This window comes from Rickettsia gravesii BWI-1 (assembly GCF_000485845.1).
Lineage (GTDB): Bacteria > Pseudomonadota > Alphaproteobacteria > Rickettsiales > Rickettsiaceae > Rickettsia > Rickettsia rickettsii.
The window spans coordinates 70957-91775 of the sequence record NZ_AWXL01000001.1 but is presented as its reverse complement, the minus strand read 5'-3'; the positions used below and the strand labels follow the sequence as shown (position 1 = coordinate 91775).

Below are 20819 nucleotides of genomic sequence, written 5' to 3'. Positions count from 1 at the left end.
ATATAATATCGCTTCTTTTTTACTAAAAGACTCTAATATAATATTTTCTATATCATCACTTAAATTATTATTTTTAGTAGTAATTATCACTTGTGCCTTATCATTAATATATTAATTATACTGTTAAGATAAGGCTCTATATCTTTATGATCTTCAACATTATCAAAAATAAATAATATAGCTGAATTTAAATTAGCAATCCTCTCATGGACTAATCTTATTATGTTTTCTTCCTTTTCATCTATTATGTAAATAGTAAATTCTTTAGCAAGTTGTCTATATGCTTCAAGGACTTTGTTTACAGAATCTGCGTTAATAAAACGTACTATTTTCTTTTTCGCTTGTGTTTGTCTATATCCATATTTTATAGCTAGAGTGGTTTTACCGGCTCCAGCGAAAGCACTAACTGTTACAAATCGTTTTTCGTTTAAAGTTTCTTCTATTTGTTGTAATATTTCATTATGGACAATCAGATTATAAGTTGACAAAGGGGGTAAATTGCTGGGGGTAAATTGCTAATTATATTTTCTGTAACTTTAATTGATTCATTAGGAGTATAAAAGCATTGCAGTCTTCTAATACTTCCTTTGCTTCCCTACTTACTTCAATTAACCTTAAAATTTGCTCTCTTAAGTCATCTACTTTAACTTTAGGTAAGTTTGTAAATATATAATATTTGCCATATTGAGGTTTTATTTCATATAGTTCTTTTATTACTTGTTTTATTAAATTTGGTATTTCTTTTTTATCTATACTCAATTTGCTCAACTGTGCTAGATACCAATCGCTACTGCCCTTATTATTTGTATTTGCTATATCTACAGACAAATTTACTTCTTTTATACGATAATGACCTTTGTAAGAAAGTTCAAATTTTCCCTCAGGGGTTATGATCTCTTTTGATGGGCAACCTTGTGCGGCATTACATTATTTTCTAAATGCTTATAACCGCTTATAAGCTGATCGATTACTTCTAAGAAGCTTCCAAATGTCGTTGCAGTAGCATTTTTATATATTAGATTGCTTGCTAAAGGTAATAAATATCAAGTGCCTTATTTATTTAGCGTATTATCTTTATATGCGAGGCCAATCTAGTACTTCCTAATACTTTATAGGTTTACCGGTTTTTGGATCAAAAGCATCTAGCATTGGATCAAGTAAATAACCGGATAATGATAATACGCCTTCTAACAAGGGAGCATAGTTTTTAATTAGCGGTGTTTTATTTAATATATTTATTATCTTGCCTGTATGCTTTGGAGTAATTTTAGGAAATAATCTATATGCTTTATTAATATGCGGATTACAGACATTTACAAAATTCGGAGCTGATAAATAAGTTATTATATTTAAATTTTTTACGTCAAAGGTAGTTTCATGGCTATACATCTGCGGCTGAAGATTTTCTGTAGCTAAACCCGGGCTATCGAATGTGATTGCCTTTGCTTTTGGATAATGAAAATCTCTATGAGCAAAATATAAACTAAGCTCTGTGAGCCATACACCTAAAGAATAACCTGTGAAAGATAAATTATAATTATTCTCTTCAGCATATTTGGTAATCTCCTTTGTAGCTTCATATGCGGCCGCTTGCTGTGCCACTATCTGCCCACTTAAAATACTTTTAAAATGAGCTTTAAACGGTGAATTAGTTTTGAGCAAATTTAATTTTTCAAATGTAGTACCTCGATAGGTAAGTACCATTTGTTTTACTTTTTCATTTACATATGCTACTGCGTAATATCTACCTATTTCAGGCTTGTTAAATATTTTAAATACTTTCCAGTCTTTTAATTGTTCATTTCAGGTTTTGACCTTTTCATTATTTTCTTTTTCTACAGCAAACTCTACAATATCATTTTCCGTAGAATCCATATAAGCATGTAAACTAAATAAACCATGGACAAAGTCGGTATGGTGGTGCTTATAGTTTTGATTATTTAAGATAATTTTACTTTCAATCTTTTGTACAAGCTCACTAGAAGTATTAGGCATCTTGCCTCAGCTTACATTACCGATAAAATTATTATTTTGGATTTTAGCGGCTATTTCCTCTAGCTGCGGAAGCGTTAAATGTAGATTACTAAAATCTAAATGAACAAATGAAGGGGCATGCTTTTCTAGACACACTATAATTGTTTGATAGTCACTTATAGTTTGAGAATAGTTAACTAGATTTTTTGAAGAAAACACATCTGCTTTTATTAGTTGTATTGTATAATACTAATTGAACTGAACTTTACGTTTTCAACCGAATTTTTTGAAGCATTGTAAATTAAAAGTTATTATTTTTCAACTATTATTTTTATTCTGAATTTAAATTAGATTATTTAAGATCTTATATTATAGGAAAATATAGAATGGTGACCCCTACGGGACTCGAACCCGTGTTCCCACCGTGAAAGGGTGGTGTCCTAACCGCTAGACGAAGGGGCCTTAATTTTAAAGTAGGCAATATAGATATATTAGTCATACCGTGGCTATGACCACGGCATGACAGTAAGTTAGAAGTTTTATACAACACCTTTGCAAATATTGCAAGTATAAAAATTATAGGTTTACCTTAAGCTTAACACTACCTTGATGACTTCTATAATGTTTATTTAGATAATAATTATAATCCAACGAAATAATAGTATTTTTGATACTGCCTATAATACCCGTTCCTAAATTATAGGATGTTTTCGGTTGCTTCGGTATTAGATAATCATGTTTGAATGTATTATCAAATATTTTAACAACTCTATTTATTCTTTGGGTTTTCTCTTTAAAATTATGTTCTACCGCTCCTTGGAATGTTAGACCTAAATTATTAAATTTTAGAGCATTTTTTAAAGGTACTGTGACTTTAGTACCGACAATTCCAGACAATATGTTATTCTCTTTCATTGTAAGAGCTATTTCTTGTACGTTAATACCGGTTTCATTATATACCCCGTCTCGTGACTTCCCGTATCTTAAGCCAATATTCGGGGTAATAACGAGCTTGCTCTGCAAAAGATAATTATAATTCAGTAATGCTTCCGCATTATAACTATGATTACGATGTTTTACATTACTTCTAATTTTAGTATCACCATATGAATAAGTTGTTTTATCTTTAATAAAGTTTTTAGAAGCAGATACTAAAGCTTGTAGTGCAAAATTCTTCGGTAATTCTTTTTGTCCGTAAATAGAAACCACATGACTATTAATAAGTTCTTTATCTTTATTTTTACTATTTTTAAATTTAAATACTGAATGAACATTACTATAAGCTATACCTACGATATTATTGTCGATTTCAGCATCAAACCCGATAGTAGCACCTTTGTTAGTACCTCTATAACCGGTTATATTCTCAACGCGTCCATGATTATTAGTGCCGTACATACCACGCATCCACAAACCTCTTTTTATATGAGACTCTTCTTCATCACCGGCTCCCACTGCTACCATATTATTAGACATATTCATAGATACATCTAATCTGTTACGAATCATATTATTTACAATAGTATTAATAACTTTCGCTTGATTTAAAGTAGGAGCGTTTTCTGAAATTTGAGTTTGCATTTCTTTTTTTGCTTCCTGTTCAAGAGGAATAGCCGTATCAACTTCCGTTATTTTAAGATTACCCCAATCGGAATCGGATAATTGCCCTATTGTTTCTTCTTCCTCTTCAAACCCTGAATCATAACTTTCTTCATCTTCGCTACCATCGCCTAATGCTAATGCACATTCATTACTTGATGCAAATGCAGGTAATGAAGATAATTGTCTACTTATTTCTGTTACTTCTGTGTTTTCTTGTTCTTCATCTCCTGCAGGTAAGGTAGATTCTGATTTACCATCCGACACTAACATTTCTTGTAACAATGACTGAGCAAGAGTATCTGCAGCTTCTTCACCTGTATACTTCTCTAGAAGTAACGAAGAAATTTTTTCATCATGTTCTTGCAATCGTGCATTTATTGCTAAAAGCATTTTTTCATCTAATTCCTCTACATCCTGTATACGATTACTTATATAAGCCATTGCTTCTTTAATATGATTAAGTTCCTCACTTCTAGAACTTGAACCAGGCAATTCTTCTATTTTTTGTATTTTATTGCTTAATACTCTTATATAGGTATCTACATAATTTTTATTAATTTCCATAGTTAGAGTATCTACCGGAGTTACAACATCACGACTACTCAAATCATCACCATTAGATAAGCTGTTTATGCTACCAACTGAAGATGAACATAAAAATACCGGCTTACTCTCAGTTACCTTAGGTTTAGATTCAGTATCTAGACGCTTTATCTCCCCTTCTAACCAAATCTTTTCTTTCGATATCTCAAATACTTCGAGCCCTAACTTCTTAAATTTTGGATCATCGTGATTTAAAGTATCTAACTCTAATTCCTTAGCTTTATAATCATTGGCTATTTTTTCATATTTAGATTTTAATTCCCCTAATTTCATAACATTAGAATTGTTTAAATCCTCTAAGCCACTAACCGAAGGTGAACGGGATAGATTTGATTCTGCATCACTAAGTAAACTGCTTATGTCACCAATTGAATAGGAACGTGCTATTGCTACATCTGTGCTTGAATACTCTTCATTTAAAGAAAATGCTGCTTCCATGGCTTTCCTTTTTTCTTTTAATTGTGATTCTTTTGAAGATAAATCTCGTGCTTCTATAGTTAACCGCTTAAATTCTAGGTTTTCTGGATCTTGATACTGATCCAATTTGGCAATAGCTTGCTTTTCCTTAACTATTCTAGCTTCCTCTACTTTTAATAGTTTATCTTCTAAATCCAAATACTCTAATTTCTTGTCAAGCTCGGCACTTCTGAATAATGGTATAGGTAATTTTCGTTTACTAGTATTCTTGTAACTTATAGATGGCTTAGGTTGCTCTGTCTTATATATTGTTTCTGATGCTAAATTCTCATAACTAACCGACTTATCTATAGTAGATAAATTAGATAATGGCTGTGTACCTTTTTTAATAGTACTATCAACCAAATTTAGTCTACCTTGTGATCTATCAAGTAAAGCTTCAGCTTCTTTTAGTACCTCAGGGGGAGCAGTATTATATATTGAAGCATCTACATGTTGAGCTTGCGGAGAGTTATATAGTGACCCTACATTTATAGGTGGGGTTACAGCTAAATTTTTTGGTAAGCTATTCATATTAGCAATCGGCATAGAATGGCTATTTCCCCAAGCGTGGCCAAATCCTCCCTCTTGATCTACTGTTCTTTGCTTTGAGGTTTCTCCATCTCTTTTCCTTTTTCTGTTCTCTGCATTATTTGTTTGCAAAATTGACCCTACTTTTGATACAGCTTTCTTTATTATATTACCTTGTTTTTTCTTACTAGAAACTGAATAGGTACTTTCTTCAGTTAAAGTTTCTTGAGGTGCATAATGTAAATCTAGCCCTAGATCATTCTGCACACCTAAAGTTTCGGTACGCATTTTTTCTGATTGCAGTTGTTGTATCTCCGGAATACTTCCACTTACATTATTTTTCCTCGATGAGTCACTTTTAGCAACAGTTGTATTTTGTGTTGGCGTTATTAAACCAAGAGTTTCTATAGTTAACGTATCAGGTTGTTTTAGATTCTGAACGAACGCGTCACCAGCTAAATTTAAATATTCTAATCTTCTTTTGTCAAGCTTTGGACTTGAAGAATATGGTGCAGGATTTTTCCAATTTTTGTCAGATCTCAAGCTTTCATTTGTAGTTGTGGTTTGTAACAATGCTGATTTTTCTTCAAAATTTGATGATATTACACTTTTAGCTGAAGACGAGCGTGATAATACTGGAGTACCGCTTTTTCTTGAATTCTCTTCATACTCTGCATAAGACTGAAATATTTCCGCTTGCTCATATATTTTTTGAGTTTCCGGAACTCTAGCTTGCTGAATTTCATATAATTTCACGAACAAACCTTCATATGCCTTTATACTGGCAAGATGTGCAATCTCACCTAATTTTTGACTAAATTGATCCGCACTTAATTTTCTCATTTCTGTCGCTAAACTATCTATTACACCATCTATTTGAGCTTGATTTGACTGATTTGGCTGTATGCTATTCAAATAATTAATGTATTGTGAAGCCTTAGGCTCGTAAATATCTTTTGAATGACTTGGAAGCTGTCCAGATACTTTTGAACGATTTTCTTGTATTTGCTGCTGCAGCATACCTAACACTAGATCACCTTCTAATGAACTATTCACATTAGCAGCTTGCGTATACGGCATATTTCCCCAACCTGAATAAAATCCGACATCTTCATCTGTTTCTTTACCTAAAGTGCCGCTTGATAAGCTCCTCAAGCCTGAATCCATACTTTTAGGGTCCTCTATTTCTTGACTCGGCAACATTACTGTATAAGGTTGCTGCTGAACTTTTATTGGCACTAAGTACCCTTCTTCATCCTCTAGTATGGGCGGCTGCTTATAAGTAGAACTGGTAGAACTATTATAAACAACAGGAGTTAATAACTTTAGATTTTCCTCTATCTTATTATCTTGCATGGCTTGTAATGCCGTTCTACTTGTTTCTTTTTTCGCACTAGCAGCTACTTCTTTAGCTTTATCTTGTTTCTTTATTTCTGATAACTGCTTTTGTGCTTCTTGTTTTTTCTTTTCTCTTTCTGTTCCAGCACTACTTTTTCTTGTCTTATCTCCGCTTGATTTATTTTTATTAAATACACCTTGCCGAGCCTCATTAATTCTTGCTTGCTGTGCTTGAAACGCACTAACTTTGGTTGACGCCGTTGTAACCGGAACTGTTTCCTGCGATTTTATCGAAACTTTATTTGCTGGAATATCTATTTTTTCTATTTTCTGAAATAATCTATCTGCTTCATTGTTTTTACTTGTTAACTCTTTTTCAAGTTTCTTTATTTTATTTTTATTTTTACCTATTTTGATTTTTGTTTCTATCTCCTCAGCTCTTGACTTAAGTGCTTCTATTGTTTTTTGTGCTGAAGTTAGCTGCGTATACAACTTCTGCAATGATTTATTTTTTTTACCTGTGGTATCTTTAATAGCCTGTGTTACTTCAGCTAACTTGATTCTTATCATCTCATTAACTCGTGATATATTACTTACCATTCCTGCTGCAATTTCAGTACTGCTTTTTTTTATAGGCAACGGTACAAATGTCGGCTTCGGAGGAACTTCTGATTTAACCTGTGAGCTAGATTGCACTGCCTGTTGTTGCGGGTCGCTACTGCTAAACAATAATCTTCGTGCTGCCTTTGAGTTTGTGTTTATGTTTGGTGGTGTATTAGCTCCTAAACTATCATTTTGTTTAGAATCTGTAGTAGGCTGATACGGAGTCGCCGGTATTGATGATGGAGTACCAGATGCCGTAGTATAATGTTCAGGTGATGTCAGGGTAGTATTTGATGTATTAGGTGCAGTGACAAAACTATTTGAAGCTGGGCTAACAGTAGGCGAAGACGCTGCTATTATAATCTCTGGTTTTTGAGGCATTTGTTCTGTCGATTCAGGAGTATAAGTATTTTGACTTTGTTCTGTTTTTTCAGTGCCTACAAATGTTTTGCGTCTAGTAATTGGTCGTACTTTTCTTGCTTTCCCGACATCAGACTTACTACGTGCTACCACTTTATAATGATCCTCTACAGGAACATCTTTTAATGGATTAGATGCCTTAGGTTTGTTATATATTTTCATTTCTCTTATTTCAGATGGAGTATATGTGTTTATTTCTGGTTCCGGTACAATTACTGTTCCTATCTGCTGCGGGGTATTTGTCGTATCTTTGTTTCCGTTTAATTGTGACAAGTTATTCAACAATTTATTACCGAGGTCGATACGAAATGCTTCTTTACTCATCGCCATACCCTCAAAAGGTATTGCAATTATTGCTCCTACTGAAATAGAGGCAAGCAGAGAATATTTTAAAAATCTTGATTTTTTTAGTAAATGTTGTTCTGTTAACTTATTCATTATAAATATCTCAATATTAAATTAAAATTTTATAGACATAAACGTTAGAGATATTATAATAAATAAGTTAATAAAAAGCAATATATAAGTTAATTTATCTTAACTTATAATTACAAGAGAATTTTGTTCTAATTATTAAAAATATAACAGATATAACGATATGACGTATAATGTATTTTTAACTTTTGATAGAAAATGCTGCAATATCTTAAAATAACTTTGGAAACAGAGTATAATATTAAATATTTGGTATTTTGTTAGTTTTATTTACGGTATTATTGTTTATTTTTCGCTTGATTTTGAGCTTTCATTTACAACAATTTTTTTGTATTTGTTTAATATTAACCTTTACTAGAAATTCTAATATATTTTTACAGTTTACTTACTGAATGATTATTGCTTTTATTTTTGGCATATTCATCTCTAAATATCGTGTAACAAATTTACATAGCGAAATGCTTTATAAAGCTATCATCACTAAAATTAGCGGTAAAATAGAATCGATAAAACCGACTATTATAGAAAGATAAGTAGTATTAAGTCGCATAAAGATAGAAAAAATTAATCGTAACTTACAAAAAGTTAAAATTAGTATACCGAAAAATATATACAAGAAATTAGGGTAAATAACCGAATTACTTTGCTTGCTAAGCTCTATAAGCCGCAAAATAGTATACTACCCGGGGGTTATGATTTTGGTTTTTACGCTTATATATCGGATATTGGAGCAAACGGCTATGCGATGTCTGAGCCGCAAATTATAGAACGTAATGAAACAAATTTTGATAGTTTTATTTATAGAGTGCGTTCCTATATTTATAATAATTTAATAGAAAAGATAAAGGAAATTTTGCAGCTGCAATTATTACTTGGCGAGACGAAAGGTTTAAACAGGCAAACAATGCAGGATATGAGGCAAAGCGGTATATCACACGTGCTTTGTGTTTCAGGATTGCATCTATCTTTAGTCGTGATGATTATTTTCCTTACTACAAGGTTTTTATTAAATCTTTCAAATTATTTGGCATATAATTTCAATATAAAATTAATCTCTGCTTATTGTTCGCTAATAGGAAGCTTTGGTTATTTAGAACTAAGCGGTATGCAAATAGCAGCGACTAGAGCTTTCATTACTGCTGCAATTTTTATTTACGGTATTATTATCGGACGCTCTTGCTTTCCCCTTCGTTCACTTGCAATTGCGGCTTTTATAATATTATAGTTAAATCCCGAATATATTTTTCATCCAAGTTTCCAATTATCTTTTATCGCCGTATTATGCTTGTTGCCGGTTATGAATTTTACTTAAAGAATTTATGGTTACTTGGAAAAAAGAAAGGCATTTTTGGAGCAGTAAAATTTTATACAGCCTCAAATATTTATTCAAGCTTCTTAGCAAGCATCATAACGGCACCTATAGTAATTAATCAATTCTTTATATTTGCTACTTACTCAGTACCAGCTAACCTCATTGTCGTTCCGATAACGTCATTTTTTCTTATACCGCTTGCTTTGTATCTCTGCCTTTTACCATGATCGGGTTTGATAACTATATCCTAAAGCTTATGGGATTCTTTATTGATATAATAATAAAATCAGCCGCCTATTTTAATAGTTTACCGGCTGCTGTATGATATTTCGGTTATATTACCAATTTCAGCATATTACTCTTTTTATTCGGCTTTTTTGGATTTGTATATGGAAAACTGCTTGGCGTTTACTTGATCTTGCAATCATGGCAATATCTTTTATATTTATGTTCTACTCCCCAAAGCCGGAATTAATATTTGATGCAAATCATGTGGCGTGTAGGCGTTAAAGATATAGAACTTACTGGGCTAATTGGTTTGGACAAAAAGATAATATGGCGTTACCTTTAGAGAATAATATTTTTTAACCAACTACGGACAAAAAATTGTCATTAATAAAGATAATCATTGTGAGAAAGCCGAAATTCATATTAATCTCAATTATAAATCTAAATGCCGCGGGAGCTTAATAACGATTAATAAAGATTTTTCTAAAAAAAGCCCTGTTATACTTATCTTTTGCAATAAAAAGGAATATACGGTAAAATCTTAGTACCGGACTATTTTTGTTTTATGTCATTTCCGCTTGGCATTGTTGCGTGGATAGGTCTATCCGTCATTGCGAGGAAAAACTGTAAGTTTTTTTTAACATTTTTTTATTATTTTTCTGGATTGCCACGCTCCTTACAGTCGCTTGCAATGACGACTCAGTATCCACACAACAATGCCAAGCGGAAATGACATAAACGAGCCATATAACAAAGTCCAGCTTTTAGCTAGGATGACATCAAAGTCTTTTTAAAAACTATCCTATACTTTAGGTAAAATCGAATAATGCAAGTTACACACAAAATACTAAAAATCCCCTCAAAAGGATATAGAAAAATCTTGAGTCTCTTAAATGAAAAAGGACAAGCAAGACTTATAGGCGGCTGCGTACGTGATGCGTTACTAGATCTCTTGCATAACAAAGCTAATAAAGAGGAATTTGAAGGAGACACGGAACGCAGAATCGCAGTGTACATAAACGTACGTGAGGATTCGAGTACCGGATCGACGTACAAATTACCTTTAGAAGCAAGTTATCCAAGAGATCGACTTGAGAAAGATAACTACGATATAGATATAGCTACTAATTTGACACCTAGTGAAGTAACAAATATTTTATCTGGAATTAAAATAAAAACTATTCCGACCGGTTTAAAATTCGGCACGATTACGGCTACTTTAAATAATGAAAAATTTGAGATCACGACTCTTAGGAAAGATATTGAATGTAACGGCAGACATGCCAAAGTAATATTCACCAACGATTTTGCCGAAGATGCCGCAAGACGAGATTTTACTATCAATGCTTTAAGCTATTGTCCCTTTAAGAACGAGATATATGATTATTTTGAAGGGTTTAAGGATTTGCAGCAGGAAAAGGTTGTATTTATAGGGAAAGCTCTAGATAGAATTAAAGAAGATTATTTGCGAATTCTACGCTTTTTTCGGTTTTCTAGCTATTATGCGAATCAGCTTGATGATGGCAGCTTTAAAGCATGTAAAGCTTTAAAAGACGGCTTAAAAACTTTATCACGAGAGCGAATTAAAAGCGAAATGGATAAAATTATTGTTTCAAAAAGAGCAGCACAAATTTTAAAAGCTATGTTTGAAATAGGAATATTAGAACTAATATTCTCTATCCAAAATTATGAAATAAAATTTTTTGAGCAGGCAAATGATTTTAAATTAGAATTAGTTACTCGATATGCACTCTTATTATATTGTCAAAAAGATTTAAATTTAAAGGTCTTTCTAGATTGGAAATTCTCAAAACATGAAGCAATGCAAATATTATCAATAACGAACTTTCTGAATGACGCTAAATTTAACATGAAAAAAATTTGGTTTGAAAAAAAGAATTATAAGGAATATTTATTAGCAGCTAGCATAATCGGTAAATTAAATCATTCACAAGTAAAAGAATTTATCCTTAAATATGAGGCGTTATTACGTCCTAAATTCCAAGTAAACGGTAATGATTTGTTAAATATGAATATAGAAAAAAAAGAGATAGGAGCAAAACTAGAATATCTAAAAAATTTTTGGATAAAGCAGGATTTTAAACCTAGTAAATTAGAGTTGTTGGCGAAATTATGAGAGCTAGTAAGTCAAACCGTTATTGCGAGAAAAAATTGAAAATTTTGACGAAGCAATCTCGTACCAAAATCTTGAGATTGCCACGTTCCTTTCAGTCGCTAGCAATGACGATTTGGTATCAACGCAAGCAAGCCTTCGCAGGGATGACATACCTAGCATTACTATTCCTTACATTCCTCAGCCTTACTAGCTATGCTAAGCCTAAGATAGTTGTAAGTATTACGCCAATCGGCAGTATTGTTTCGATGCTTGTTAAGGATAAAGCGGATATCGAAAGCTTAGCTATTAGTAGTGACTGTCCACATCATTATAATTTAAAACCTAGTGATTTAGTAAAAGTCAAAAATTCCGATATAGCAATTTATATTAATGAACAATTTGACGGTTTTGCCGAGAAATTAATTGATAATCATAGCAAAAACATTATAAAAATCAGTGATATTAAATCTTTAACCACTATAAAAGATAATTGGCATATTTGGCTTGATCTTAATAATGCTGTGATTTTACTACAGGAATTTGCACGAATATTTAGTAAAAATTTTCCTGAGCTACAAGAAGATATTAATAATAACCTTTCAACAGCACTTAAAGAATTAAATAAGCTACAAGAGATTAAAAATAATGAGCTTACAACGATAAAAGACGTAATTTTATTAAGTGACAGTAGCGAGTATTTTTTTCTTAATACTAATATTAAAACTGCAAAATTATATAGCGAAAGTCAAAAAAGCCTCCGATATATAAGCAAGCTAGAAGATTTAATTAAAGAGTCTAATAACAAATGTCTTGTTTTAAGTAATGAACAAAATTCACGATTATACGACAAATTAAACGCTAAAATAATAATATTAAATAGTGAAAACTGGAATGTGCAGAATATAGGTTCCAACACTTTTCAGAATCAATATTTACAAATGATTTATCAAGTTAAAAAATGCATACACTAAATAGCGAAGAAGAGACAAAGAAGCTTGCAAAGTTTTTAGCACAAAGCTTAAAACCAAATGATATAGTTTTACTTAACGGTGACCTTGGAGCAGGTAAAACATTTTTTTGTCGTGAAATTATTAAATATTTTTGCGGTGAAAATACAAGCATTATAAGCCCGACTTTTAACTTACTGCAAACGTATAAAGCATCTAACTTCACTATATATCACTATGATTTATATCGTCTTAAATCACCTGAAGAAATTTATGAACTTGGATTTGAAGAGGCATTAAACGGCAATTTAATTTTAATAGAATGGTCTGAAATTATTAAGCATTTACTTATTTCGCCTTTAATCGAAGTAAATCTAGAAGTATTAGATAATAATAAACGTTTATGTAGTATAAAATAACAAATCATAAAGAAAATTCTCAAGAATCTTCCCTTATTGATTTTTTACAAGATTCTCCGCTATTCGATACAAAACTTGATATTTAAAGAGATAAAAGCCTTACTAGAAAAGTTAAGTTATAATTATGAACTATTTAATTTTTCTTTTAAATAATTTATAAACTTCTCCATTATTTCTTTTTCCTATAAGAAAGATATTTAATATCTTATTTAAAAAATCCTTACTCTCTTCCTCTGATAAAAAACCGCTTTTACTCGCATTTTTTGCTTGCATTGCCTAATACATATCTTCAAGCTGATTAAATTTCTCATATTCTTCATGTGATATAAGAACAACTATGGGCTTACCGTATTATTAATATCTAACTAATCAATTGTCATGTAATAAAAACGCCTTTTCAATAGAAAGTAATTTTAATTCCGGTAACATCGGCATAATTAAATCTATTCCGGCTTTTTTGTTACTATTACCGTGTACCAATATAAAAGAACCATTTTGAACTTTTTCGCCTTTAGCAAGCCATGCATTACTCCCAAGCGGAATAAATCCCAAGTCTTTTAGTTTTTCTATTAATGTTTGATCAGAAACTAATCCAGGAAAACGAAAGAAAGGTGACAGAGCAATATTATAACTTACTAATATTTTCCCTGCTTCTAATACTTCATTTTCAAAATCATCTTTATTGGAAAGAAGGAAATTATCTTCAAGAGGTTTATCTTTAAAATAAGGATGACTAAATGAATGATTAACCCATGTTATTTGTAAATAACCGTTTTCTTGTTGTTTTAATAACCATAAGAATTCTTCTGTATGCTTATTAATCCATAATCCTGAAACACATATAGCAATCGGAATAGGTTTATTTAGTTTAATCGATAATTCTACGAGCTTTTTAAAAAAATCTTCTTCAAAGCTTTTGGAAGAAGGACACATGTCAATTGTCAAGAACCGTCCTTTTACTTCATGCATGCTACTCGTAGCACCGTAATTTTGTTGTATATAAGGTGCAGAGCTATATTTATTTAAAACTTTAATATACGGAGTTTTACTTAATTTTTTTAGAAAATTTTCTTTTTCTATTTTATTCGTAGGTAAAATTACCAGCTCTTGTAGGGCTATTTCAGTTTTAAAAGAATTCGGATCTACTAAAACGAAATATGATTTTTCATTATTTAAATAAGAACGAATAGCAATTCTTATTTTTTTATTTTCAGCAATTACAGGCAAAAATACCGGTTTATAATCAGTTATAATTACTGCTTTTTCACTTGCATAGCTTAAACTAAAAACAATATTACAAAAATAAAACTTAAAATTCTTTTAATTTATTCGTCTCCATAACGCTCGTATAAAATTCCGCAATTTTCTCTTTTACAGCTAGAGGATCGTTCATTAAATTAACAGCACCTCTAAACTCTGCTGAATTCGGTAAACCGCTACTATACCAGCCAATATGCTTACGTGCAATAGGTACGCCCACAGATTCACCATAATAATCAAGTATTGCCTCATAATGCTCGGTTACGATATCTAGCTGCTCTGCTATAGAGGGAGCAGATTTTTCTTCACCTGTTTTAAGATAATGATCAATTTGTGAAATAAGCCAAGGTTTGCCATATGCTCCTCTACCGACCATAATACCATCTGCACCGGATTTTTGTAGGGCTTCTTTTGCCTTAGCAAAATTAGTAATATCACCGTTAGCAATAACCGGAATCTTTACCGATTCTTTAACTGACCGTATAAAATCCCAATCAGCATTACCGGAATAAAACTGGCATCTAGTTCTACCGTGAACGGTAACCATCTGAACACCTGAGCTTTCAGCAATTTTGGCTAAAGTCGGAGCATTTTTCGTATTATCATCCCAACCCATACGCATTTTAACGGTTACCGGCAGCTTAACAGCTTCAACGGTAGCTTCAAAAATTTTAGCTGCCAGCTGCTCATCCCTCATTAGAGCTGAGCCTGAATAACCGCCTACTACTTTTTTCGCCGGACAGCCAAAATTAAGATCGATAATTTTTGCCCCCATACCCTCATTCATTTTAGCAGCTTCTGCTATCACATTCGGCTCACAGCCTGCTAGCTGTACGCAAGCACTTGTTGCATCATCACACATAATGGCACTTTTTTTTAGTGACTGCCTAGATTCCACAATCATTGCTCTACTTACTACCATTTCAGAAACTACAAGCCCTGCACCAAATCTTTTCACCAATCTTCTAAATTCCAAATCCGTAACACCCGACATTGGAGCTAGTACAATATTTGAAGAAAGCTCAATATTGCCGATTTTGATCATAAAAACCGTTATAAAAATAAACACTCATAATATCATAATTAAGTATTTTTGTCTAATATTACTAATTAAGAATAGACAAAAGCCGATTAATCTATTATAAGCTTAAGTTATATTTCTTGTTCTTACACCTTAATAAATGAAAGAATAGTATAGACGAAGATCAACTTGGAAAAGAGCAAGGATTCTGTAAGCTGAGGAGTGGAGCGTATACTAATACGTGAGTATCCGAGAACTTACAAAGACAACGAAGCCAATTTTTCAAGTTCATCGAGTATATACGGCCACGTAGCTCAGTCGGTAGAGCAAAGGACTGAAAATCCTTGTGTCGTTGGTTCAATTCCAACCGTGGCCACCACCATTCCTTACTTTAAATCCCGTTATCTTATATCTTCAATTAAATTTCTATTGCATCTGTAAACTTATTTTGTAATTTTAATTAACTTTAGGTTAATAAGGATAAATTATGTTTATACGTATAAAAAAATTTTTGGAATACATAAAGAATCAACACCTGAAGAATCAGATAAAATATTATATAATCAACTAATATCTTTACTAGAAAAATTAATTGATAAAATAAAAAATACTAATTTATTTTATCAATCCGATGAGGATGGTAATACAGCCTTAATTTTAGCTGCTGATGCAGGTTTAGAAGAAGCTTGTTTAAAACTTATTCCCAAGATATCTGACTAGGCTATTAATACGATCGAGAATATACGTGGTCAGCCTGCATTAACAAAGGCTATGTGGCGTGATTTAGATAATGTTTGTATAGAGCTTATTCCAAGAATGTTTGAGGAAAATATTAACGCTATTGATAAATTCGGAAGGACATTGTTAATGCTTGCAGCCAAAAAAGGCATGATAGCAGTTTCTCTAGAGTTATTAAGCTGCTGCCACCTGAGATAATTATTCGTGCTGATAATAATGGGAATATGGCTGCAAGCTACACAGATACGGACAAAGCATTTGCCGAGGTAAGGGAATTATTGCAAGAAAAACAACAAAACTTATTAAAAAATTCAGCTTCATTTCTAAATAAAATTTTTTTAAAATTGCATATGCTACAAAATTCTATAAAAAAGTGAAAGTAAATAAGGAACTATTAGCATCTTATTTACAAGAACAAAATAATAATCCTGAATCTATTATAATAACGATGAATAATTTTATGAAATTATTCCCATTTGCCATTGCAGGAGTATGTAAAAAATTCAATCGGATTCTAAAACCCTTTTTTACATTTATCATGCTTACCAAATGAAGCAATATGTTGTATTATCTCCCACTTAGAAAACGAAAAATGGGGGATAGATGTTGAGTTGTCTAGAAAAAGTAGCGCTACATAGAATTAATAAAAAGGGACAATTTTGCTTTCATCTTTAATTTTTATGATGCTTATAAATTTTGTTATACAAAAAAGTATTACTTAATATACTATCGCTTGGTGGAGGCAAGTATACTCAAATGCTTTCAAGAATTGAATTTTATTTTGAGAGGTGAGGATGCGAATCCTTGATAAAATGAAAGAGCAATTTTTGAAAGCATTTGAGTATACTTGCCTCCACCATTTAAATTCTGCTTATTTAATTACTCCCAGTTAATCAGTTTTTTAAAGTAATTAATTTTAATATAACAAAAAGTAATTTTCATTACTTTTTAAAACTCGTATGTTCAATACAAAATCATTCTTATCATAGATAAAAATTTTAACTAAGTTTAGATATAATACAGTGCCAAGAATAATTGAACGAAATAAACCAAGTGATGCTTTTAAAAGTTGTTTATCGATTATAAGTATAATTTTCTAATTTTCGGTATGGTAAATTGAATAAATTTCTAATTAATTTGTAGTAAGAATATGATGTGTAAGGTTTTTTAACTAAAATAAATTCTATTCTTAATTCCCTATTTATACCATTTGGATAAATTTCACGTAATAAGTCTTTGTCTTTAATAAAAAAATCTAGATATGGCTCAATAATAGCTATTTCTACTGTTTTAGTGTTCATAACGGCTTAGTTCTCCTTAGTTAAACTTAAATGATTCAAGTTTGATCACCAAGAAGCTAAGTTAAAGCCCGATTGGTGATCAGGGAGTTAGAAACACCGTCAACAAGAACAGCTGAGTAGTTTTTAGACTTAAAGTTAATACTCTAAGCCCTGAACATGACTACTACCTCCCCGACCGTAAAATATCGAGGAATAAACCAATTTAACGGTGATTTTACCGCCTGTTGATGGAGGTTTCTATACTCCAGAACAACCTTAGCTGTTCCAAGATAATTCTAAGCAAAACTTTAAACAAGTCAATATGATTATTGATTTCAAAAATTGGTATTGCTTGCATGACTCGTTTTATGTCATTTCCGCTTTCGCGGAAATGACATCGAGCGGGTTTTTCGAGCCATACAACAAAGCTTACAGTCGTTTGCAATGACGATATCAATTCTTTATTTTGCAATACCTTTTATGCTATCTGTAAAACAAGATTAAAGCGAATAGCGGGTTATCCACTCGTGTTGTTATAGTACAAGGCTATCATTAGAATCGTTTACTCCTAGTCCTGCAAGCATTATATTCTCCATTTTCGTCACATAGTCACAAGTTGCAGAATAACCTGAATTTATTAATGCTTCTTTTTGTTCAGCTATGATATCAAAACTTAAAGCTGATATATTATGATCATCAATAAAAACTGTTCTATCATGATTCTGAAAACAATTTATCAAGTCAGAGCTTGTGAGAACTTCAGTTAATGCATATAGTTGATCCACAACAGTAGTAGTATCCACAAACAGTTTAGGTTCTGTACAATTCTGATAAGCTTCTAATATTTCTTTATTGATTGGTTTAAACCCAAGAGTTTTATAATTTTTATTATCTGTTTGAGGGAGGCTTCGTGCTGCAGTTTTATCATCAAATACCTCAACCGGGTAATTATTCGTAACTCCGCCATCCACATATGTTAAAACTACTCCTTGAACAGTTTTTTGTACGGGCTGAAAATATATAGGAAAAGCCCCTGAAGCGTATACAAATTTTACGACTTTCTCATCAGGAGCATTTTCATAAGATAGAATTTCCGGAAATTGAGTACTGAGATTAGTACACACTACGTATAAATCTATATTTGTTTTTTGACTGTCATGTAGCTGTTTAAAAGTAACATCGGGGTCAAATCCCTTGTCTTTCAATATTGCCCTAAAAATTCTTCTAGATATTTTTCAGAATTTAACCCTCTGTAGAATACAAGATTATACACTTGGTCCCATTTACTAGTATAATCTGAAAATTTATTAAAATCAATTTTCTTAAGTATATCCTCAATTTCTTCCGGTTGATATCCTAGTGCTATGAAGAAAGCAGCTATTGTACCACCGGAAGCTCCAACTACTTTCTGGATATTTTTTTAAACAATCTTTGTCTTTTAATACCTTGATTTAGTTAATATAATTTAGGCTTTATTAAAAGAAATTAGCTTATTAATATTTTTGTAAAAATTGATAAGATTTGTACTAAAATAGCTACAATATATTAATTTAATTCTTCTTAATAAAACATAAATTAATATTTGTGACTTTTTATCTATTTTTTTCCTAGATCTTACAATCAAGTAGACGTTGTTGCGTGGACCGGTTTTTCCGTTATTGCGAGGAAATTGCATAGCAATTGACGAAGCAATCTCAGGAGTTTGTTATTATTTCATGAGACTACCACGCAGCCTACGGCTGCTCGCAATGACGATATCATTCTTTACTTAGCAATACCTTTTATGCCACCTGTAAATTTTGTTGCATAATAAAACTATCACTTATATACTGTCGCTAAGGATTAATTTGCTTAAAGTTATATGGTTAGTAATTTTTATAAAAATCTAGGGCCAAGAAAACTAACGGCAATTATAGATTTTTTATACGATATTATAGAACCTCCTAAGATTCATGAAGATATAGCTATTCATGATATTAAAATTCTGCAGGAAGCATCACCAAATGATATTAGCTTTTTAAGCAATCCTAAATACTCCGAATTTTTAAAAACTACCAAAGCTGCTGCTTGTATAGTGCCGAAAAATTTTACGGGAGAAGTAAATCCAAATACTGTTTTATTACACGCTCAGAACTCATATTTTGCTTACGGCAAATTAATAGATTTTTTTTATGCTCCTATTAAATCATACCCTGCTAAAATAATGAAATCTGCTATTGTTGCAGATTCGGCGACTATCGGAAAAAATTGTTATATAGGTCACAATGTAGTTATTGAAGACGATGTTATTATAGGTGATAATAGTATTATAGAAGCCGGAAGTTTTATAGGTAGAGGCGTAAATATCGGCAGAAACGCTAGAATAGAACAACATGTTTCAATAAATTATGCAATTATAGGCGACGACGTCGTAATACTTGCAGGTGCAAAAATTGGACAGGACGGGTTTGGATTTTCTACCGAAAAAGGTGTACATCACAAAATATTTCATATAGGAATAGTTAAAATCGGCAATAATGTTGAAATCGGTGCAAACACTACTATTGATAGAGGATCACTTCAAGATACAATTATAAAAGATTTATGCCGCATAGATAATTTAGTACAAATAGGGCATGGCGTCAAAATAGGTAAAGGCTCTATTATCGTAGCACAGACAGGTATAGCAGGAAGTAGCACGATCGGTAAATATTGTGCTCTTGGAGGGCAAGTAGGAATCGCCGGACATTTAAATATAGGCGACGGGGCACAGGTAGCGGCACAAGGCGGTGTAGCACAAAATATAAAAGCAGGTAAAATTGTCGGCGGCAGCCCTGCAGTTCCTATCATGGATTGGCATAGACAATCTATTATTATGAAACAATTACTAAAGACCTCTAATAGCAAATTAAAAAAATAGCTTGCTATTGAAAAGAGCTTTGTTGTTGCATGAATACCTGAGTCGTCATTGTGAACAGCCATAGGCTACGTGGCAATCCAAAAAAATTAGCAAAAAGTGCTGATTTTAGTACTTTTTACTAGATTGCTTCGTCAATTATTTCATAATTTCCTCGCAATGACGGAAAATTTACATTAAAGAAGAGACCTAAATAAATGATCATAGATATTACCGAAATCATGGATTGGATACCTCATCGCTATCCATTTTTATTAGTAGATAGAGTACTTAAAATCGATCCTAACAAATCAATAACAGGTATTAAAAACGTTACTGTTAACGAACCGCAATTTACAGGACATTTTCCGGCAAGGCCTGTTATGCCCGGTGTTTTAATGGTTGAGGCTATGGCACAATTAGCTGCTATATTAGTTGCTAAATCTTTAGGTTCTACTAAGAATAAAGAAGTGTTTTTAATGGCTATCGAAAATGCAAAATTTCGTAGAATTGTTCAGCCAGGGGATACTATGCATATCCACGCTGTTATTGATCAGCAAAGAGCTAACGTATGGAAATTTTCAAGTACGGTTACGGTCGAAGGTGAAATAGCTGCAGAAAGTAAGTTTACCGCAATGATTAAAGATAAAGCATAGGGACA

18 protein-coding genes, 2 tRNA genes and 2 pseudogenes are annotated in these 20819 nt (G+C 32.0%); 10 read left to right on the top strand and 12 right to left on the bottom strand.

Annotation, left to right across the window (positions count from 1 at the left end):
• Positions 1-86: 86 nt before the first annotated feature.
• The 7 genes from RGRA_RS12955 to RGRA_RS0100525 form a co-directional block, all read right to left on the bottom strand.
• Complete coding sequence (locus tag RGRA_RS12955) at positions 87-488, bottom strand: AAA family ATPase (RefSeq protein WP_017443493.1); 402 nt, start codon at positions 486-488, stop codon at positions 87-89.
• Between the two features lie 31 nt (positions 489-519).
• Positions 520-828, bottom strand: a complete 309-nt coding sequence (locus tag RGRA_RS12950) for a hypothetical protein (protein WP_017443492.1) — start codon at positions 826-828, stop codon at positions 520-522.
• 273 nt (positions 829-1101) lie between these two features.
• Entirely contained in the window at positions 1102-1704 is a 603-nt protein-coding gene (locus RGRA_RS12945; protein ID WP_017443491.1) for an Mbeg1-like protein, read from the bottom strand.
• A 99-nt stretch (positions 1705-1803) separates the two neighbouring features.
• Positions 1804-1995, bottom strand: a complete 192-nt coding sequence (locus tag RGRA_RS12940; protein ID WP_034419436.1) for a hypothetical protein — start codon at positions 1993-1995, stop codon at positions 1804-1806.
• 6 nt (positions 1996-2001) lie between these two features.
• Complete coding sequence (locus RGRA_RS12935; protein ID WP_236609743.1) at positions 2002-2193, bottom strand: hypothetical protein; 192 nt, start codon at positions 2191-2193, stop codon at positions 2002-2004.
• A gap of 168 nt (positions 2194-2361) precedes the next feature.
• Positions 2362-2436, bottom strand: a tRNA-Glu gene (locus tag RGRA_RS0100530).
• Positions 2437-2550: 114 nt separating this feature from the next.
• A complete protein-coding gene (locus tag RGRA_RS0100525; RefSeq protein ID WP_017443490.1) occupies positions 2551-7965 on the bottom strand; it encodes an autotransporter outer membrane beta-barrel domain-containing protein in 5415 nt (1804 codons plus the stop codon).
• Between the two features lie 389 nt (positions 7966-8354).
• On the opposite strand from RGRA_RS0100525, the gene RGRA_RS12230 reads away from it, so the two are divergent.
• The 5 genes and pseudogenes from RGRA_RS12230 (at position 8355) to tsaE (ending at position 12984) form a co-directional block, all read left to right on the top strand.
• Positions 8355-8495, top strand: coding sequence for a hypothetical protein (locus tag RGRA_RS12230; RefSeq protein WP_017443489.1), 141 nt, complete (start codon positions 8355-8357; stop codon positions 8493-8495).
• Between the two features lie 380 nt (positions 8496-8875).
• A pseudogene (locus RGRA_RS14205) lies at positions 8876-9599 on the top strand (ComEC/Rec2 family competence protein).
• 729 nt (positions 9600-10328) lie between these two features.
• Positions 10329-11639, top strand: a complete 1311-nt coding sequence (locus RGRA_RS0100505) for a palindromic element RPE1 domain-containing protein (RefSeq protein ID WP_017443488.1) — start codon at positions 10329-10331, stop codon at positions 11637-11639.
• Positions 11636-12589, top strand: coding sequence for a metal ABC transporter solute-binding protein, Zn/Mn family (locus RGRA_RS0100500; protein ID WP_024547211.1), 954 nt, complete (start codon positions 11636-11638; stop codon positions 12587-12589). Before RGRA_RS0100505 ends, RGRA_RS0100500 begins: the two co-directional genes overlap by 4 nt.
• Entirely contained in the window at positions 12577-12984 is a 408-nt protein-coding gene (tsaE, locus tag RGRA_RS08175) for a tRNA (adenosine(37)-N6)-threonylcarbamoyltransferase complex ATPase subunit type 1 TsaE (RefSeq protein WP_174345141.1), read from the top strand. The genes RGRA_RS0100500 and tsaE overlap by 13 nt, the downstream gene beginning before the upstream one ends.
• A 129-nt stretch (positions 12985-13113) precedes the next feature.
• Here the strand turns inward: tsaE and RGRA_RS12225 are convergent, their stop codons facing one another.
• The 3 genes from RGRA_RS12225 to dusB all read right to left on the bottom strand — a co-directional run bounded on the left by RGRA_RS12225 (position 13114) and on the right by dusB (position 15289).
• On the bottom strand, positions 13114-13257 hold the full coding sequence (locus RGRA_RS12225) for a hypothetical protein (RefSeq protein ID WP_017443485.1): 144 nt from the start codon (positions 13255-13257) through the stop codon (positions 13114-13116).
• 96 nt (positions 13258-13353) lie between these two features.
• A complete protein-coding gene (locus RGRA_RS0100485) occupies positions 13354-14277 on the bottom strand; it encodes a polysaccharide deacetylase family protein (RefSeq protein WP_024547210.1) in 924 nt (307 codons plus the stop codon).
• Between the two features lie 16 nt (positions 14278-14293).
• A complete protein-coding gene (gene dusB / locus RGRA_RS0100480) occupies positions 14294-15289 on the bottom strand; it encodes a tRNA dihydrouridine synthase DusB (RefSeq protein ID WP_017443483.1) in 996 nt (331 codons plus the stop codon).
• Positions 15290-15568: 279 nt separating this feature from the next.
• Between dusB and RGRA_RS0100475 the strand changes: the two genes are divergently transcribed.
• From RGRA_RS0100475 to RGRA_RS12925, 3 genes are all read left to right on the top strand, one after another.
• Positions 15569-15644: transfer RNA gene (locus RGRA_RS0100475), tRNA-Phe, on the top strand.
• A 392-nt stretch (positions 15645-16036) separates the two neighbouring features.
• Positions 16037-16201 carry a hypothetical protein gene (locus tag RGRA_RS12930; RefSeq protein WP_017443482.1) on the top strand — a complete coding sequence of 55 codons (165 nt, stop codon included), beginning with the start codon at positions 16037-16039 and terminating at the stop codon, positions 16199-16201.
• Between the two features lie 26 nt (positions 16202-16227).
• Positions 16228-16380 carry a hypothetical protein gene (locus RGRA_RS12925; protein ID WP_017443481.1) on the top strand — a complete coding sequence of 51 codons (153 nt, stop codon included), beginning with the start codon at positions 16228-16230 and terminating at the stop codon, positions 16378-16380.
• 696 nt (positions 16381-17076) lie between these two features.
• Here RGRA_RS12925 and RGRA_RS12920 read toward each other — a convergent pair.
• The gene (locus RGRA_RS12920; protein WP_236609742.1) at positions 17077-17304 is read right to left on the bottom strand and encodes a hypothetical protein; all 228 of its coding nucleotides are present in this window, start codon (positions 17302-17304) and stop codon (positions 17077-17079) included.
• A gap of 512 nt (positions 17305-17816) precedes the next feature.
• Positions 17817-18649, bottom strand: a pseudogene (locus RGRA_RS09950) (patatin-like phospholipase family protein).
• A 495-nt stretch (positions 18650-19144) separates the two neighbouring features.
• On the opposite strand from RGRA_RS09950, the gene lpxD reads away from it, so the two are divergent.
• Positions 19145-20182 (top strand): UDP-3-O-(3-hydroxymyristoyl)glucosamine N-acyltransferase, encoded by a 1038-nt coding sequence (gene lpxD / locus RGRA_RS0100445; protein WP_017443478.1) that lies wholly within the window; start codon positions 19145-19147, stop codon positions 20180-20182.
• A gap of 194 nt (positions 20183-20376) precedes the next feature.
• On the top strand, positions 20377-20814 hold the full coding sequence (gene fabZ, locus RGRA_RS0100440; protein WP_017443477.1) for a 3-hydroxyacyl-ACP dehydratase FabZ: 438 nt from the start codon (positions 20377-20379) through the stop codon (positions 20812-20814).
• Positions 20815-20819 lie beyond the last annotated feature (5 nt).